The sequence below is a fragment of the Amycolatopsis sp. NBC_00345 genome, from assembly GCF_036116635.1.
Taxonomy (GTDB): domain Bacteria; phylum Actinomycetota; class Actinomycetes; order Mycobacteriales; family Pseudonocardiaceae; genus Amycolatopsis.
The window spans coordinates 9,060,482-9,077,570 of record NZ_CP107995.1 but is presented as its reverse complement, the minus strand read 5'-3'; the positions used below and the strand labels follow the sequence as shown (position 1 = coordinate 9,077,570).

At 72.3% G+C, this 17,089-nt stretch carries 12 protein-coding genes; 4 read left to right on the top strand and 8 right to left on the bottom strand.

From position 1 onward, the window contains the following. Positions 1-97: 97 nt before the first annotated feature. Together OG943_RS41345 and OG943_RS41340 are read left to right on the top strand one after the other, a co-directional pair. Positions 98-421 carry an ArsR/SmtB family transcription factor gene (locus OG943_RS41345; RefSeq protein ID WP_328606321.1) on the top strand — a complete coding sequence of 108 codons (324 nt, stop codon included), beginning with the start codon at positions 98-100 and terminating at the stop codon, positions 419-421. A gap of 192 nt (positions 422-613) precedes the next feature. Beyond that, complete coding sequence (locus OG943_RS41340; protein WP_328606320.1) at positions 614-1,807, top strand: MFS transporter; 1,194 nt, start codon at positions 614-616, stop codon at positions 1,805-1,807. 59 nt (positions 1,808-1,866) lie between these two features. On the opposite strand, the gene OG943_RS41335 is transcribed toward OG943_RS41340, so the two are convergent. After that, complete coding sequence (locus OG943_RS41335; RefSeq protein ID WP_328606319.1) at positions 1,867-2,178, bottom strand: DUF3017 domain-containing protein; 312 nt, start codon at positions 2,176-2,178, stop codon at positions 1,867-1,869. Beyond that, entirely contained in the window at positions 2,178-3,032 is an 855-nt protein-coding gene (locus tag OG943_RS41330; protein ID WP_328606318.1) for a bifunctional methylenetetrahydrofolate dehydrogenase/methenyltetrahydrofolate cyclohydrolase, read from the bottom strand. The genes OG943_RS41335 and OG943_RS41330 overlap by 1 nt, the downstream gene beginning before the upstream one ends. A 293-nt stretch (positions 3,033-3,325) precedes the next feature. Here OG943_RS41330 and OG943_RS41325 point away from each other — a divergent pair, with 293 nt between their 5' ends. Next, positions 3,326-6,700, top strand: coding sequence for a glycohydrolase toxin TNT-related protein (locus OG943_RS41325; protein WP_328606317.1), 3,375 nt, complete (start codon positions 3,326-3,328; stop codon positions 6,698-6,700). 57 nt (positions 6,701-6,757) lie between these two features. Here the strand turns inward: OG943_RS41325 and OG943_RS41320 are convergent, their stop codons facing one another. From OG943_RS41320 to OG943_RS41310, 3 genes are all read right to left on the bottom strand, one after another. Beyond that, positions 6,758-7,345 (bottom strand): pentapeptide repeat-containing protein, encoded by a 588-nt coding sequence (locus OG943_RS41320; protein WP_328606316.1) that lies wholly within the window; start codon positions 7,343-7,345, stop codon positions 6,758-6,760. A 56-nt stretch (positions 7,346-7,401) separates the two neighbouring features. Continuing rightward, positions 7,402-7,974, bottom strand: a complete 573-nt coding sequence (locus OG943_RS41315; protein WP_328606315.1) for an NAD-dependent epimerase/dehydratase family protein — start codon at positions 7,972-7,974, stop codon at positions 7,402-7,404. 240 nt (positions 7,975-8,214) lie between these two features. After that, positions 8,215-9,264: an aldo/keto reductase gene (locus tag OG943_RS41310; protein ID WP_328606314.1), complete on the bottom strand. Its 1,050-nt coding sequence runs from the start codon at positions 9,262-9,264 to the stop codon at positions 8,215-8,217. A 101-nt stretch (positions 9,265-9,365) separates the two neighbouring features. On the opposite strand from OG943_RS41310, the gene OG943_RS41305 reads away from it, so the two are divergent. Further along, positions 9,366-9,950 (top strand): TetR/AcrR family transcriptional regulator, encoded by a 585-nt coding sequence (locus tag OG943_RS41305; RefSeq protein WP_328606313.1) that lies wholly within the window; start codon positions 9,366-9,368, stop codon positions 9,948-9,950. A gap of 18 nt (positions 9,951-9,968) precedes the next feature. Here the strand turns inward: OG943_RS41305 and OG943_RS41300 are convergent, their stop codons facing one another. The 3 genes from OG943_RS41300 to OG943_RS41290 form a co-directional block, all read right to left on the bottom strand. Further along, positions 9,969-13,310 carry an error-prone DNA polymerase gene (locus OG943_RS41300; protein ID WP_328606312.1) on the bottom strand — a complete coding sequence of 1,114 codons (3,342 nt, stop codon included), beginning with the start codon at positions 13,308-13,310 and terminating at the stop codon, positions 9,969-9,971. A 606-nt stretch (positions 13,311-13,916) separates the two neighbouring features. Continuing rightward, positions 13,917-15,611, bottom strand: coding sequence for a DNA polymerase Y family protein (locus OG943_RS41295; RefSeq protein WP_328606311.1), 1,695 nt, complete (start codon positions 15,609-15,611; stop codon positions 13,917-13,919). A gap of 631 nt (positions 15,612-16,242) precedes the next feature. Further along, positions 16,243-17,043 (bottom strand): hypothetical protein, encoded by an 801-nt coding sequence (locus OG943_RS41290; protein ID WP_328606310.1) that lies wholly within the window; start codon positions 17,041-17,043, stop codon positions 16,243-16,245. Between the last annotated feature and the right edge of the window lie 46 nt (positions 17,044-17,089).

The window sequence follows — 17,089 nt, the reverse complement described above, 5'->3', positions numbered from 1 at the left end:
AAAGGTGAACAAGTGATTGGTTCGACGAACGTCGTAGTTCGATCTCGACCGTACTACGGCCCACCGACAATTTCGACGGGCGTCGTACAATGGGCCCGTGGCCGACACTGTGCACCTGACCCCGCTCGTTCATCCGGCGCGCGACGAGATCACCGTCGAGGCCGTGCTGCGCGCGCTCGCCGACCCCGTCCGCCTGGGGATCGTCCGCCAGCTCGCCGCAGCCGGCACCGAGATCGCGTGCGGCGTGCTCGAGGTGCCGGTGACGAAGTCCACAGTCACGCACCACCTCGGGATCCTGCGCCAGGCGGGTGTCGTCGCCGGACGCCAGGAGGGCACCACGCGGTACAACTCCTTGCGCCGCAACGATCTTGACGCGCTCTTCCCGGGCCTGCTGGACGGCGTGCTGGCCGCCCGGCGCTAGCGCGGGCGGGCGGCGTGAAGAGGCTCACCCGAATACCGGGATGACAAACCGGCACTGGTTCGGTTGAACTGGAACGAGACAGCTCGACGGCGTCGCGGCCGCACAGCTGTCTTGTTTTTTGCCCTCGTACTAAAGCGCTTCAGAACGGGTTAGGCCCGGACTGAGTAATCGATTTCTCAAGGAAGGAGAGCCGTGCCCGTCGCGTTGCTCGCACTCGCCATCGGTGCCTTCGGCATCGGTACCACCGAGTTCGTGATGATGGGTGTGCTGCCCCAGACCGCCGCGGACTTCCACATCGACATCCCCACGGCCGGTTACTTCATCTCCGCCTACGCGCTCGGCGTCGTGATCGGCGCCCCCCTGCTCACCGCGGTCGCCGTCCGGCTGCCGCGCAAGACCATGCTGCTCTCGATGATGGGCCTGTTCACGCTGGGCAACGGCTTGTTCGCGCTGTCGCCGAACCAGGAGTTCGGCGTGGCGTTCCGCTTCCTCGCGGGCCTGCCGCACGGCGCGTTCTTCGGCGCCGGCGCGGTGGTCGCGTCGAGCATGGCCAAGCCGGGCCAGCGCGCCAAGGCCGTGTCCATGATGTTCATGGGCCTGACCCTGGCGAACGTCATCGGCGTGCCGCTGGGCACGCTGCTGGGCCAGCAGGTCGGCTGGCGCGCGACGTTCGGCGTGGTCGCCGTGATCGGGCTGGTGGCCGCGGCCGCCATCGCGAAGCTGGTGCCGCACCAGGGCCGCCCGGCCGAAACGTCGCTGCGCGGCGAGCTGGGCGCGTTCCGCCGTCCGCAGGTGTGGCTGGCGCTGGCCATCGTCACGTTCGGCCTCGGCGGGGTGTTCGCGTGCCTGTCCTACATCACGCCGATGCTCACCGACGTCGCCGGATACTCGCCGTCGAACGTCACCCTGCTGCTCTCGCTGGCCGGCGTGGGCATGACCCTCGGCAACTACCTCGGCGGCCGCCTCGCGGACCGGGCGCTGATGCCCGGCCTGTACGCCGCGCTGCTCTCACTGGCCGCGGTGCTCGGCATCTTCACGATCACCGCGCAGGGCAAGGTCGGCGCCGCCATCACGATCTTCTTCGTGGGCGTGGCCGGCTTCATGATCGGCCCGATGATGCAGGCGCGGATCATGGAGAAGGCCGGCGGCACCCCGTCGCTCGTCTCCGCGGCCGTGCAGTCGGCGTTCAACATCGCCAACTCGATCGGCGCGTCCCTCGGCGGACTGGTGATCGCGGGCGGCCTCGGCCTGGTCGCGCCGAACTGGGTCGGCGCGTCGCTCGCGGTGCTCGGCCTCTCGATCGCCCTGTTCTCCGGCACGCTCGACCGGCGGGAAGCCCGCGAGGCCGAGCAGCGGGAACAGCGGGAGCTGGCGCTGGCCTCCTGACCTGCTCGTGAGTGTTTATGACGGTTAGAACCGTCATAAACACTCACGAGCTGTTGGGGTCAGGACGACAGGTCGAACGGGCCGCCGGTGATCGTCAGCGCGATGTAGAGGACCGCGGCGCACAGCGCGGCGTAGGTGACCAGGTCGACCTTCTTGCCGCGGATCGCCAGCAGGCCCACCTTCTCGGCGGGCAGCACCGCGCGCAGGAGCCCGGCCACGAACAAGGCGACGGCGACCAGGATGGCGCCCTCGCGCCAGTGGTACTGGAAGGTGCGCAGCGCCGCCACCGCGAGGAGCAGCAGCACCACCGCGAACGGCGCGTGGACCGCCCAGCCCCGCCCGGCGCGGCGCCGGTCGCCCGCCATCGCCATCAGCCCGCGACCGCGCGTTCCGCGGCTTCGACCACGTTGCTGACGAGCATCGCCCTGGTCATCGGGCCGACGCCGCCGGGGTTCGGCGACAGCCAGCCGGCGACCTCGGCGACGGCCGGGTCGACGTCCCCGGTGAGCTTGCCGTCGACGTGCGAGACGCCGACGTCCAGCACCGCCGCGCCCGGCCGCACCATGTCCGGGGTGATGATCCCGGGCACGCCGGCGGCCGCGACCACGATGTCGGCGCGGCGGACCTCGGCGGCGAGGTCACGGGTCCCGGTGTGGCAGAGCGTCACGGTGGAGTTCTCGCTGCGGCGCGTGAGCAGCAGGCCGAGCGTGCGGCCGACGGTGATGCCGCGGCCGACCACGGTGACCCGCGCGCCGTTCAGCTCCACGCCGTGGCGCTTGAGCAGCTCGATGATCCCGTACGGCGTGCAGGGCAGCGCGCCCTTCTCGCCGAGCACGAGCCGGCCGAGGCTGACCGGCGCGAGGCCGTCCGCGTCCTTGTCCGGGTCGATGCGCTCGAGCACGCGGTTCGCGTCGAGGTGCTTCGGCAGCGGCAGCTGGACGATGTAGCCGTGGCAGGCCGGGTCGGCGTTCAGCTCGTCGATGACGGCCTCGAGCTTCTCCTGCGAGATGTCGGCGGGCAGGTCGCGGCGGATCGAGTTGACGCCGATCTTCGCGCTGTCCGCGTGCTTCATCTTCACGTACGAGTGCGAGCCGGGGTCCTCGCCGACCAGCACCGTGCCCAGCCCGGGGACCACCCCCCGCTCGGCGAGCGCGGCCACCCGCGGGCCCAGCTCCGCGAAAATGGCGTCCTTCGTGGCCTTGCCGTCCAGAATCTTCGCCGTCACGACGCCCATTCTGGCAAAGCGGCGCCGGGGGCCGCAGTCTGCCCGGAGGAACCCGGCCCGCGCGGACCGCCCGGGGCGGATCACGATCACCCCGCGCGTCGCGACCGGGCTCGCATCGCCACTGCCCGTACACTGCTCGTCACCCCACCACCGGCTCCGCGGCTCGCCTCGCACGGGCGTGTGATCTTCCGCATACGGCGTCGGCCGAGGTCAGACCGCATGCCGGCTTGCCCCCGAGTGGCAAAACCCGCATGCGGGGTGCGTTCGTGCGCGCGAACAGTCAAAATGTCATCGTGGCACAACCGACGACGCAGCTGAACGCGACGGAGCAGGACACACTGGTCAAGCAGATCGGACTGGCCCTGCTGCGCGCCGCACCGCGCGACTGGCGCAAAGTCACCGCGGAGTACCGGGCTGTCGGGAGGTACCACGAGCTGACCGGCCAGATCCTCACCGAGGACGGGACCAGTCAGGAGTGGGTCGCCACCCACGACATCGCGACCCTCTTCGGACGGCTGCGCGGCGGCATGTACCGGGACGGCCGAGGCACCTGGTTCAACGCGCGCTACCAGCTCGACCACCCCTCCAGCTACAACCTCGAGTACAACCGCGACGAACCGCCGTGGAACCTCGCTCCACCGCCGCAGGCCTACCAGGACGAGCTGCGCATGTTCCCCCGCACGGAGGAGAATGTGCCCGAGTGGCTGATCCGGCGCATGTCCGGCCTCGGCCCGGAGCAGCCCGGCCCGCACTTCCGCATCGCGCGGATCTTCGACACCATCGGGCCGGCCGGCCGTCCCGTGATCAACCGTCCCGACCTGGAGGTGGCGGAGCAGGACCGGCTGCTCGACTACCTCGACCACGCGCCCCTGGTCGTCCAGGAGCGCGGGTACGACATCGACCGGCTCGCGCCGGCGCCCGAGGCCACCGTGCCCGTCGCGTTCCACAGCGACGGGCAGTGGATCTGGCCCGCGGCGGTGAACTTCTACCTGCAGCGGTACGGCGTCTCGCCCGAGTCGGACCTGATCGAGCACATCCGCTCGAACGGCTTCCAGCTCCCGCCGGTCGACGACCTGGCGCTGCAGGGCGCCGCGGCGTATCTGACCCGTGGCAACCAGCAGCAGCCGCCGCAGCAGCGGCCCGGACCGCCGCCCCAGGGGCAGCAGGCGCCGATGCCGCAGGGTGGGCCCGGTGGGCCCGGTCAGGGCGGACCCGGCGGACCTGGTGGGCCCGGCCAGGGTGGTCCTGGTGGGCCTGGTCAGGCTGGTCCTGGTGGGCCCCAGGCTGGTCCTGGCGGGCCCGGTGGTCCTGGTCAAGCTGGTCCCGGTGGGCCCCAGACCGGTCCTGGCGGACCCGGTGGTCCTGGTCAGGCTGGCCCTGGCGGCCAGCCCGGTCCCGGTGGCCCCGGTGCGCCGGGTGGTCCCGGTCAGGCCGGTCCCGGTGGGCCTGGTGCTCCGGGCGGACCCGGTGGGCCCGGCCTCGGCGCCGCGGCGCTCGGGGCCGCGGGCCTCGGTGCGGCAGGAATCGGTGCGGCGGGTGCCGCCGCGCTGGCTGGCTCCGGTGGCCCGTCGCAGCAGGAGGCGCCGGCGCCGGTGGACGTCCCGCTCGCGGTGCACACGCCGCCCGCGGAGCCGGAGCAGCGCGACGAACCGCCGTTCGAGCAGGCCTTCGACGACTACCCGGACGAGCATCACGAAGACGCCCCGGCGTACGGCGAAGAGCAGTACCACGAAGCCGAGGGCTACGGGGACGAGTTCGACAACCGCTTCGCCGACGAGCAGCACGCCGAGTTCGAGCCCGGCCAGGACTCGAACGGCCCGTCGGCGACGCCGTCGGCCGAGCGGACCGCGCTGTACAGCCCGGTCGACCCGAACGCCGCCCCACCGGGGCAGCCGCACCCGGCCGAGGAAACCGCGCTCTACGCGCCCGTGGATGCCGCGCCGCAGCTCGACAACGAGCAGCACACGCAGATCTACGCCCCGGTCGACGCACCCGGACAGCCGCACCCCGCCGAAGAGACCGCGCTGTACGCGCCCGTCGACCCGAGCGCGGGCCCGCCCGTGCCCCAGCACGACGAGCAGCACACGCAGCTATACGCACCGGTCGACCCGGAAGCCGATCCGCGTGGCCGGCACGACGACCTGTACGCACCCGCGGAGCAGGACGAGCAGCAAGCGGACCAGCACGGCCTGTACACCGGCCCGCAGGACGAAGAGCAGCTCGACGAGCAGCACGGCCTGTACACGGGTCCGGAATCCGGCGCGGGTCACGACGAGCACTACGAGGACGAGCAGCACACCGACCCGTACGGCGATGAGGGCGGCCAGCACGTCGACCAGTACAGCGACGAGAGCGGCCAGTACGGCGACGAGGGCGGGCACCAGCTGCGCGAGGAGGAGCCGGAGTTCGACGCGGGTCCGCCGACCTCGCTGATGACCGCCGACACGTCCGTGCCCGGGGTGCCGCCGGTGCCCGGAGTGCTGCCGGTGCCCGAGGCGCCGTTGCCGGTACGCGGTGGCCACGCGATGCGGTCCGAGGAGCCGGACGCGCCCGAGGAGCCGCAGGCCGATCTCCGGCCCGTCGAGCCTCAGCCGGTCCAGCAGCAGGCCGCCCCGCCGCAGCCGCGCCGGTCACGCCGGGCCCGGCCCGCCGAGCCCGCGCTGGCTGGCTTGCAGGACAAGCTCGACCAGCTCGACGTGCCCGAGGAGGCCTACCGGCTCGGCGAGGCGACCGACCGCGGCTGGAGCGTCGAGCAGGTCGAGGAAGGCTGGCGCGTCGCTTGGTATGACGGTGATCTGGTTAACCCGGCCGTGTTCGGCGACGCCGAGGACGCGGCGGCCTTCATGCTCGGCAAGGTGCTGATGCACCCGGACGGCCACGCGCCGGTCGAGGAGGAGCCGCCACCGGCGCCGCCCGTCGAGGACCCGGTGGCCGACGCCCCGAAGCCGCCGGTGATGGCGACGCTGTCGCCGGCCGTCGCCACGGGCTCGTTCCCGGTGCGGCCGCGCGACGACGTGCCGCCGCAGGAGCAGACCGCGTTCACCTCGGCGGAAGAGCTGCTGGGCGAGGACGAGCCGCCGGCCCGTCCGCCGGCTCCGCTCGCCCCGCCGGTTCCGGCGCAACAGCCCGTGGCGGCACAGGCGCAGGCCGCGCCGCCCGCCGCTCCCCCGCGCCGGGAACCGCCGATGTCGGCACCTTTGGCGGCACCGCTGCCGCCGATGTCCCCGCCGCCGCGCCGGGAAGAGCCGGTCCGCGCCGCCGCCAACGGCGTGGGCGGCCGCGCCGTCAACGGTGGTGGTGGCGGAGCCGGGCAGCAGTGGCCGATCTCGCCGCTTTCGGGCGAGCCGCCGCTGACGCTGTTCCGCGGCAAGGAGCTGCGCGAGCTGCCCGCGGGCAGTGAGCTCGACCGTTTCGGCGGCCCGAACGGCAACTTGACCTACGCCGCCGGGACGCCGTTCGAGGAGCGCTCGCTGGTGCCGGAGTGGGTGCACCGGCCGTACCACGTGTACCGGGTGCAGCGTCCGCTGGAGACGCTCGCCGGGGTCGCGATCCCGTGGTTCAACCAGCCGGGCGGCGGGTCGGCGTACCTGTTGCCGGCGTCGATCGAGGAACTGGTCGCCGAGGGTGACCTGATCGAGCTGGACCCGGGCGAACCGCCCATCGACTGACCGTTGTCACGGCGAGGGCCCCCGGTTTCCGCCGGGGGCCTTCGCCGTTCTGCGGGCTTACTTGACGACGAGCCCGTGGGCGGCGGCGAAGGCGACGGCCGTCTCCGGGTCGATGTACGCGCCGCGCAAGTCGGCCTGCACCAGCGCGTTCGCGTCGAGCACCGCGCCGCGCAGGTCGGCGCCGGGCAGCTTGGCCGCGAGGAGGCGGGCGCCGCTCAGGTCGCTGCCGCGCAGGTCCGTGTCGGTGAGGTCGGCCTCGGTCAGGTTGGCCTCGCGCAGCCGCAGCCCGGACAGGTCGAGCTTGCGCAGCCGTCCCCGCGCCAGCGACGCGAGCGACAGGTCGCACTCCGTCAAGGCGATGCCTTGGAACCGACAGTCCATAAAGGACGATCCGAGCAGCGAGCACGACGACCACCGGCTGTCGGCCAGCACCGACCGGTCGAACTTGCACGACCGGAACGCCGACGCGTCGTGCCGCGAGCCCGCGAGGTCGGCCCTCGTGAAGTCGCAGTCGTCGAACGTGCAGCCCCGGGTGCGCAGGTCCCGCAGGTCCGCCTCGGCGAAGTCGCAGCCGACGAACTGGCGTTTTTCCCACCACTGGCCGGAAAGCACGGCGTCGCGGTAGTCCTCACCCGTCTCGATCACCCCGACAGGATGTCACAGCCGCGCCGGCGGGCAGGCGGGCGGCGCAGGCGAACGGCTCAGGCGAGACCGCGGCCGATGAGGCTTTCGGCGCATTCGACGGCGGTCTGCTCGGCGGGGCGGGGCGTCCAGCCGAGAATGCGCTGCGGTAGCTCCCGCGCGGAAACCTTCGCCGCCTTGTCGCCGAGGGCGGCCTGGAGGGCGTGGGCGATGCCGGCCATCCAGATGAACGGCCCGGTGCCGAGGAACCGCTGGCCGGCCGCGTCGGGTGAGGTCATGGCGCGGATGTGGAGGTCGACGAGGTCGCGGACGTCGACGACCTCCAGGCCGATCTTGGGGGCGCCGCGCATCTGCCCGCTGAGCATCCGCTGGATGATCGACGCCGTGCCAACGGTGTCACGCGTGAGGACGGGGCCGAGCACCGCGCCGGGCAGCACCGTGGTGAGCTCGGTCGGGCCGTCGTAATCGGCCATGAAGTCCCATGCCGCCTTCTCCGCGATCGTCTTGGAGCGCCGGTAAGCCGGCAGGGACGGGTCGTCGACGGTCCACAGCGTCTCGTCGGTGACGCCCTCCGTTGTGTAGGACATGGGGCTGGCCGTGTTGGCGGCCGAAGTCATCACAACCCGTTTCACCCGCGCTGTCTCGGGCGGGAACGATCAGCTCGTCGGCCTTCTTGTCGCCCCCTTCGCCGGGGGGGGTGACGCGACATGCAGGACGTAGTCGACGCCGTCCATCGCGGCGTCCCACCCGTCGTCTTTGGTCAGGTCCGCGTAGGCGAAGCCCAACCGATCGCCCAACCGCCGATGCACCCGGTTCCGCCGGTGACCAGAACCTGCGTCATCTCGTTGCCTCGCTCTGCTCGGTGTTCGGCCTCAACTCAGGGCCATTCCCGGGATACGGGCGCGGATCGCGTTCAGGGTCTCCTCATCGGAGACGCCCTGCCAGTCGTAGCGCGGCGTGTAGGGGGCGGTGAGGGCGCGGACGTCCTCGTCGGTGAGCTCGACGTCCAGCGAAGCGATCGCGGCGTCGAGCTGCGTGATGGAACCGGCGCCGACCAGCGGGGCGGTGACGACCGGCTGACGGTGCAGCCAGGCCAGTGCGACGGACGCGCGGCTCACGCCGTGGGCGGCCGCGACCTGGCCGACCGCGTCGATGATGGCGTGGTTGGACGTCTCCTGCTCGGGCGAGTAGAGCGCGTCGGCGTAGGAGCCGTCGCTTCCGGAGCGGGCGGTGGACTTCGCGTCGTCCCAGGCCCGGGCCAGCCGGCCGCGGGCGAGCGGGCTCCAGATGATGGTGCCGACGCCCTCGTCCAGGCACAGCGGGATCATCTCGCGTTCTTCTTCACGGGCGAGCAGGTTGTAGTGGTCCTGCATGGACACGAACCGCGCCCAGCCGTTCTGCTTCTGCAGGTGCAGGGCCTTGGCGAACTCCCCGGCGAACATGGACGACGCGCCGAGGTAGCGGACTTTGCCGGCCTTGACCAGGTCGTGCAGCGCTTCGAGGGTTTCCTCCAGCGGGGTCGCGTGGTCGTTGCGGTGCACCTGGTAGAGGTCGATGTAGTCGGTGCCGAGCCGCCGCAGCGAATGGTCGGCCTCGGTCATGATCGCCTTGCGCGACAAGCCTTTCCCGTTCGGGCCGGGACGCATGGGATGCCGCAGCTTGGTCGCGATCACCACGTCGTCGCGGTTCGCGAAGTCGCGCAGCGCGCGGCCGAGGATCTCCTCGCTGGACCCGTTCGAGTACATGTTGGCGGTGTCGAAGAAGTTGATGCCGGCGTCCACGGCGTGCTTGACCAGGGGGCGGGCGTCTTCCTCCCCCAGCGACCAGACGGGGTGGCCGCGGCCGGGCTCGCCGTAGGTCATCGCACCGATGGCGACGGGCGAGACGTCCAAGCCGGTGCGGCCGAGTTTCACGTAACGCATGGGTGGCTCCTGCCGAGGGAAACTTGCGGAGGATTCTCCGCAAGTACCGTTGAAACTAGCGGAGGATTGTCCGCAAGTCAAAGGGCAGGCATCATCAAGTGATGACCGACCAGACGCCGAGCACCTACGGCACCCAGCGCAAGGCCGCCGCGCGCAACCGTGTCGCGATCATCGAGGCCGCCCACGAGCTGTTCGCGGACAACCCGCTCGTGCCGCTGAGCGAGGTCGCCAAGCGGGCGGGCGTCGGCGCCGGGACGCTCTACCGCCACTTCCCCACCCGGGAGGACCTGATCCTCGCGGCCTACCAGCACGACATCGAACGCCTGACCACCACCGCCGACCAGGTGCTGGCCCGCCACTCGTCGGCCAAAGCCGCGTTCGTCGAATGGTTCGAGACCCTGTCGGCCTACATCCGCATCAAGCACGGCCTTGGCGACGCGCTGCACAGCGCCGCGGCCCAGGACGTGATCAGCGCCTCCTGGGCGCCGACCACCGCGGCGGTGGCCAAGCTGGTCGACGCCTGCGTGGCCGAGGGGAGCATCGCCGCCGGGCACGACCCCGCCGACATCATCATGCTGATGAGCTTCCTGTGGCGGGTGGCGGACAACGACGACGGCATGGCTCAGGGACGACGCCTGATCGCCGCCGTTTTCTCCGGTCTGCAGGCGCCGCCCCGACCGATCTGAACAGCACCGGCCACGCGCTCAGCGGAAATCACGGGACTTCGCCGTGATGCGCAGGGGCAAGGGCTCGAGCTTGAGGGCCCGGACGCTCGCCACCCCGTCCGCCTTTTCGAGGACGCCGTGGACCAGCAGCGCCGCGCTGGAGCGCGCGACGCGGTGGAAGCGCTGCCACAGGCCGAGTGTGCAGATGACGTTGACCATGCCCGTCTCGTCTTCGAGGTTGATGAAGGTGACGCCGCCGGCGGTGGCCGGGCGCTGGCGGTGCGTGACGGCGCCGCCCACGAGCACGCGGTCGCCGTCCTCCAACCCCAGCAACCGGTCGGCGGTGACCACGCCGAGCGCGTCGAGGCGTTCGCGGATGAACTGCGTCGGGTAGCTGTCCGGTGAGAGGCCGGTGGCCCAGACGTCCGCGGCGGCGACGTCCAGCGCGTCCATGCCCGGCAGCGTCGGCGCGTCGACCCCGGTGCCCGTGCCGGGCAGCTTCTCCGGCCGGTCCTGGGCCGCCGCGCCCGCCGACCACAGCGCCTGGCGACGGTCGGGGCCGAAACCGGCGAACGCGCCCGCCGTGGCGAGCGCCTCCAGCTGCGGCGTGGTGAGCCGCACCCGGCGGGCGAGGTCGGACATGCTCGCGTACGGCCCGTGCTCCTCGCGCTCGGCCACGATCTGCTCGGCGACCGCGGTGCCGACCGTGCGGACGGTGCCGATCCCGTTGCGCACGGCCCGCAGCTCTCCCTTGTCCGGCAAGGGTTCCAGCGTGGCGTGCGGCAGGCTGAGGTTGATGTCCGGGCCGAGCACGGTGACGCCGTGCCGGCGCGCGTCGGCCACCAGTGATTGCGGCGAGTAGAAGCCCATCGGCTGCGCGCGCAGCAGCCCCGCGCAGAAGGCGTCCGGGTGGTAGTACTTGAAGTACGCGCTGGAGAACACGATGTGCGCGAAGCTCAGCGCGTGGCTCTCCGGGAAGCCGAAGTTCGCGAACGCCTTGAGCTTCAGGAAGATCTGCTCCGCCAGCTCCAGCTCGACGCCGTTGGCCACGGCGCCGTCGAGGAACCGCTGCCGCAGCCGTTCCATCTTCCGCACCGACCGCTTGGAGCCCATCGCGTGGCGCAGCTGGTCGGCCTCCGCGGCGGTGAAACCCCCGACGTCCAGGGCGATCTGCATCATCTGCTCCTGGAACAGCGGGACGCCTTTGGTCTTGTGCAACGCGTTCTCCAGCAGTGGGTGGTCGTAGTCCCACTTTTCGCGGCCTTGCGCGCGGCGGATGTACGGGTGCACCGAGCCGCCCTGGATCGGGCCGGGGCGGATGAGCGCGACCTCCACCGCGAGGTCGTAGAACTCCCGCGGCCGCAGCCGGGGCAGCGTAGCCAGCTGTGCGCGGCTCTCCACCTGGAACACGCCGATCGCGTCGGCGCGGCAGAGCATGTCGTAGATTTTCTGGTCCGTCAGGTCGAGGTCGGCGAGGTCGACGTGCACATCCTTGTAGTCGCGGATCAGGTCGAGCATGTAGTGCAGCGCCGAGAGCATGCCGAGGCCCAGCAGGTCGAACTTGACCAGCCCGGCCGTGGCGCAGTCCTCCTTCTCCCACTGCACCACGCTGCGGCCGGGCATCCGCGCCCACTCGACGGGGCAGATCTGGCTCACCGGCTCGTGGCAGATCACCATGCCGCCGGAGTGGATGCCCAGGTGCCGCGGGAAGTCCTCGAGCGCGAACGCGAGCTGGACGACGTCGTCGGGGATGTCGTGGTCGTGGTCCTTTTCGGTGCTGCGCAACGAACCCCAGCGGTCGATCTGCTTGCCCCACGCGTCCTGCTGGCCGGGTGAGTAGCCGAGCGCGCGGGCGGCGTCACGGATCGCCGAGCGGGCGCGGTAGGTGATCACGTTGGCGACCTGCGCGGTGTTGAGCCGGCCGTACTTCGTGTAGACGTGCTGGATGGCCTCCTCACGGCGGTCGGACTCGATGTCGAGGTCGATGTCCGGGTAGCCGTCGCGGTCCGGGGCGAGGAACCGTTCGAAGAGCAGCTTGTACTGGACCGGGTCGATCTTGGTGATGCCGAGCGCGTAGCAGACGGCCGAGTTCGCCGCGGATCCCCGGCCCTGGCAAAGGATGTCCGCCTGGCGGCAGAACTCGACGATGTCGTGCACGATCAGGAAGTAGCCGGGGAACTTCAGGTCCTCGATGATCTTCAGCTCGTGCTCCAGCTGTTGGTACGCGCGTTCTTTGTGGTCTTTGCCGCCGAAGTGCTCCTCCGCGCCCTTCATGGTGAGGACGCGCAGGTGCTCCGCCTCGGTGCGCCCGTCCGGCAGGTCGAACGGCGGCAGCTTCGGCTTGAGGTGGTGCAGTTCGAAGGCGCACTCGCGGCCGAGCAGCGCGGACCGCTGGACGGCGCCGGGGTAACGCTCGAAGATCTCGGCCATCTCCGCGCCGGAACGCAGGAACGCCATGGAGTCCGGCGGCAGCCAGGGCTCCAGCTCCTCGATGCTGCGGCGCGCGCGGATGGCCGCGAGCGCGTCGGCGAGCGCACCTCGCTCCGGCCAGGCGTAGTGGGCGGCGGTGGTCGCCACGGTGGGCAGGCTGAAATCCCGGGCCATCTTGGCGAGCAGGTCGTTGTGCGTGTCGTCGAGCGGCAGGCCGAGGTCGGTCAGCTCGACGTACACGTTGTCACGGCCGAAAAGCTCCACGAGTTCCCGCAGCCGCTCGGCCGCGGCGGCGGGCCCGTGGGTGACGAGCGCCGTGCGGACCGAGCCCTTGCGGCACCCGGTGAGCACGGCGCACTGCCCGGCGACCTCCTCGGCGACCTCGCGCAACTGATAGACCGGCCGCCCCTTCTCGGCGTGCAGCTCGGGTGCGGTGCGGCCGTCGTGCCCGCGCATCTGCCCGGCGGTGATGGCGCGGCACAGGCTGCGGTACCCCTGGTCGCCGCGGGCCAGCAGCAGGAGGTGCGCGCCCTCGGGATCGGCGTCACCGTTCTGCGGCCCGGAAAGCCCGAAACTCAGCTCAGTCCCGAACACCGTCGCGACGCCCAGCTCCTTCGCCGCCTCGGCAAACCGGACGACGCCGTACATCCCATCGTGGTCGGTCAGCGCGATCGCATCGAGCCCGAGCCGCAAGGCCTCCTCGACGAGCTCCTCGGGATGGTTGGCACCGTCGAGGAAGCTGAAGTTGGAGTGGCAGTGCAACTCGGCATACGGCACCCGCGCCCTGGCCACCTCGAGATCACTCCGCGGCGGCGCCACCCGCTCGGGCCGCTGGTACCCGTCACGGCGCCTCCCCCAGGCCGGACTGTCCCCATGGTCCCCGGGCGGCAAGGCACCGGACAACGCCCGGGCGAGGTCCTTCCACGGAACCGGTGGATTGTTCCAGCCCATCTGTCCGACCTATCTCTCTGACGGGAGCCGGGGAGATGGGATGAGGAAGTTGGGGTTGGGGGCGCCCGGTCCTTCCCGACGCTCGCGCCGAACCGGTACCACCGGCGTCCGAGCGCCGGGTTGCCGTTTCCCTTGCGGCGGAACCACAAGCGGGCGGGCACGGGCACCATCGAGCCTTGCCCTCTGCGGCGGGATCGTGGGCAGGCGAACACCGGCGCCGTCCGGCCGCTCTCCTCGGGGCGGGATCGCAGGCAGGCGGGCACCGACCTCTCCCAGACCTACCTCCTGCGGCGAGATCGTGAGCGGGCGAACACCGGCCCTACCCGGCCCCTCCCCCTGCTGCGGGACTGCGGGCAGACGACCGGCTCCGTCCGGCTTCTCCTCTCGGGGCGGGACCGCGGGCAGACGGGCACCAGCATCGTCCGACCTCTCCCCTCGGGGCGGGACTGCGGGCAGGCGTGCACCGGCGCCGTCCGGCCTCTCCCCCTGCCGCGGAATCGCGGGCAGGCGGGCGCGGCTCGACCAGGCCGTGTCCAGGATCTCCGGCCGGAGCGGGAGTGCGGAGCGCAGCCAGGCCAGGACCTGGCGCACGTAGTCGTCGTTCACCTAGTCGTACACTCCCTCTACTGTCCACAGTGGATTTTCGATGCCCGCGCACAGGAGCAGGACCGCCTCGGGCGGCTCGTCCGGGGCACCGGCGATCAGCATCTGCACCCGGGCGCGCGGGGGGCCCGGCGCGCGGTTGGCCACCCTGGTCATCGGCCAGACCCGCGACCAGTCGAGCACCATCCTCGACGGCTCGCCGAGAATGCTGAGGCGGCTCGGGGACGCGGTCAGGCGACGGTGGGCAGTCAGGCCCACGAGCTGCCCTTCGGCGTCGACGACCTCGGCGGGCAGTGGCCGGACGAGCACCGTCGCCGGCGAGGGCGTCGGCAGGCGGCCCGGCCAGGTTGCGCCGAGTGCTTCGCCCCAGGCGGTGGGGCCGTTGTCGTGGCTCCAGCCTTCGCGGGGCGGTGTCGGCGGGGCGAGCATCGGCGCGTCCGGGGGCGAAACCGGGTCACGGGCGTCTCCCCACGGGACGAGGCGGACCCGGCCCGCGGGGTCGCGCCCGCCGTCGAGGAGTGGCGTGACGACCCCCTCCGGTCCGAGCAAGCCCTGGACCCGGACGAAGGCGCGACCGGCGCGTTCCAGCGTCAGCTCCTCGTCCTCGTCGGGGCCCGCGGCCGGGTTGCCGCCACGCCAGAGGCCGAGCTGCAGGGACCGGCCCTCGACGGTCTCCTGCGGCTCCAAGGTCAGCCGGGCGACGCCCGAGGTGGGCCGCGAACCGGGTGCGGCCCGCAGCCAGCCCTCGAACTGCCAGCGCACCCGGTCGGAAACTCCTTGCGGCGTCAGGGGTTCCGCGCAACGCCAGACGCGGCCGAGCTGCTCGCCGGACTCGGTGATGGCGTAGATCCCGAGCCGGGTGCAGGCCAGGCCACGCTCGGCGAGGCCCGCGTGGAACCGGACACCGATGCTCTGGGCCACGAACGCGGCGACGTCGACCCGCTCCAGCACCGGGTCGAACGACTCGGTCAGCGACAACTCCGGCGGAGGACGGCGACGCAACGGCGGCCGCTCCGACAGGCCGCGGGCGAGCCGGTGCGCGAGGACGCCGTCGAACGCGAAGCGGGCCAGCACGTCGCGTTCGGTGAGCGCGGCGAAGGCACCGAGCGTGCGCAGGCCGAGGCGGGTGAGCAGGCCGACGAGTTCCGCGCGGTCGCTGCCCGGCTGGTCGAGCTCGGCGACCGGCAGCGGCGCGAGGAACGCGGCCGCCTCCCCGTGCTCGACGAACTCGCCGTGCCGGGCCGCGATGGTCGCGGCGAACAGCCCCTCCGCGACCCCGACCTGGCATTCGACCCCGGCCTCGGCGGCGACCTGGTCCAGCAGCTTCTCGGCGAGCCGGATCTCGCCGCCGAAGTACCCCGCCGCGCCGGACACGGGCACCGCGATCAACCCGGGCCGCACCACTTCCAGCCCGACGACCAGTTCCTCGACCGCCCTCGCGACGGCCTCGAACAGCCGCGCGTCCCGCCCGTCGTCCGCTCCGAACACGGCCAGCTCGGGGCACCGGGACTCCGCCTCGCGCCGCCGCATCCCCCGGCGGACCCCGCGGGCCCGCGCCACGGCCGTGCACGCCACGACGCGGTTCGCCAGGAACACCGCGGCGGGCCTCGTCACCGCCACCCCGCCCGCGGCCACCGCCGCGACGGCCGGCCAGTCCGGGCACCAGAGGACCAGCAGGCGGGTGGGCAAGGTGCTCATGAGGTCACCACCCCGCGCGAGTGTGCATTGTGGACGGATGTGGTCCGGCGGCGGGATCCGGCGCGGGTACGGACATCAGCGGTTCGGGCAGCGCCGGGACGGGCGGGGCGTGGGCCGACGTGGTGAGCAGTCACCCGGGTACCGCGGAGTGAGGCGACGACAGTGGGAGGGGCAGTGGCAGTGGCAGTGGCAGCAGCGGGAACGGTGCCGGTGACGGCAACGGCGGCGGGAACGACAGCGGTGGTGGGAACGATGGCAGCAGCCGGAACGGCGGCCCCGGGAACGACAGCAGCAGCGGGAACGGTGGCAGGAGCGGCGGCAGCGGGAACGGTGCCGGTGACAGCAACGACGGCGGCAGCGGCGGTGGGAACGGTGGTGGTGGCGGGAACGGTGGTGGCGGGAACGGTGGTGGTGGGAACGGTGGTGGTGGGAACGGTGGTGGTGGGAACGGTGACAGCGGTGGTGGTGGGAACGATGGCAGCAGCGGTGGCGGTGGGAACGGTGGCGGTGGCGGCGGCGGAGAGAACGGCAGCAGCTGCGGGAGCGGCCGTGGAAGCAGCAGCGATTGCGGCAGCAGGAACGGCGACGGCGGCCGGATGGACAGACCCGTGGAAACCGGGGCGGGGAGTGGTCATCCCACTGCCTCCTCGGGGATCAGGTGCGGCGGGGCGGCCAAGGTCTCCTCCGCGGCCTCCGCGCGGGTCAGCTGGCTCGGCACCCCCACCGGCACCCCCACCGGCACCCCCATCGGCTCCGCCACCGGGTCCACCAGAGCCGGGGCGACCCGGCCCGCCGGGGTGGGCAGGGTCAGTGAGGCGGACAGCGGGCGGGCCGCGGCGCCACGGCCCGCGGCGTGGACCACGACGGGGCGGGACTCCAGATGGCCGTTGCCCTGCGAAAGGCCTGACCAGCGGCCCCGGGCGCAGTGGAGTTCGACGTCGGCGGCGGGCCAGGGGCCCAGGGAGATCAGGACGGCGCCACGGTGGCGGGCGCGCGCCGAGAGGCGCCGGGCGATCGACGGCTGGATCGAGCGGGGCTCGGTGACGACCAGGTCGACGCCGTCGAGGAGGGCGGCCATCACGGCCGGGTACTCGGCGCCCGGACGTGGGACCAGTGCCAGCCGGGAGACCGCGACGCCGTGCTCGGCCGCCGCGGCCACCCCCAGCGAAGGCACGCCGACCACCGCCGCCCACGACCCGGCGGCGGTGGCCTCGGCGAGCAGGGCGAGGAGCAGCGAGGTGGAGCTGTGGACCGCCACGGTGCTCCCGCGCCGGAGCCCCGAGGCGGGCAGCAGACCGGACAGCGCCGGGGACACCGGGAGCACCCTTCCCGTCGTCCTGGCGTGCGCGGCCTGGGCCGCCACCCGGCTCGCCGTGCTCACACCGGGCAACGCCGCCAGCCGCGCGACCGGCGGTTCCACCACAGCCGTCACCACATCCACCTCCCCTGTGTCATTCAAAGCGGTCACTCAAAGCGGC

Bases quoted from the DNA above. Each gene is read 5' to 3' on its own strand.
- OG943_RS41335 (WP_328606319.1), bottom strand. From the start codon at position 2,178: ATGGCGATGGCGGGCGACCGGCGCCGCGCCGGGCGGGGCTGGGCGGTC.
- OG943_RS41295 (WP_328606311.1), bottom strand. From the start codon at position 15,611: ATGAGCACCTTGCCCACCCGCCTGCTGGTCCTCTGGTGCCCGGACTGG.
- OG943_RS41305 (WP_328606313.1), top strand. From the start codon at position 9,366: ATGACCGACCAGACGCCGAGCACCTACGGCACCCAGCGCAAGGCCGCC.
- OG943_RS41310 (WP_328606314.1), bottom strand. From the start codon at position 9,264: ATGCGTTACGTGAAACTCGGCCGCACCGGCTTGGACGTCTCGCCCGTC.
- OG943_RS41300 (WP_328606312.1), bottom strand. From the start codon at position 13,310: ATGGGCTGGAACAATCCACCGGTTCCGTGGAAGGACCTCGCCCGGGCG.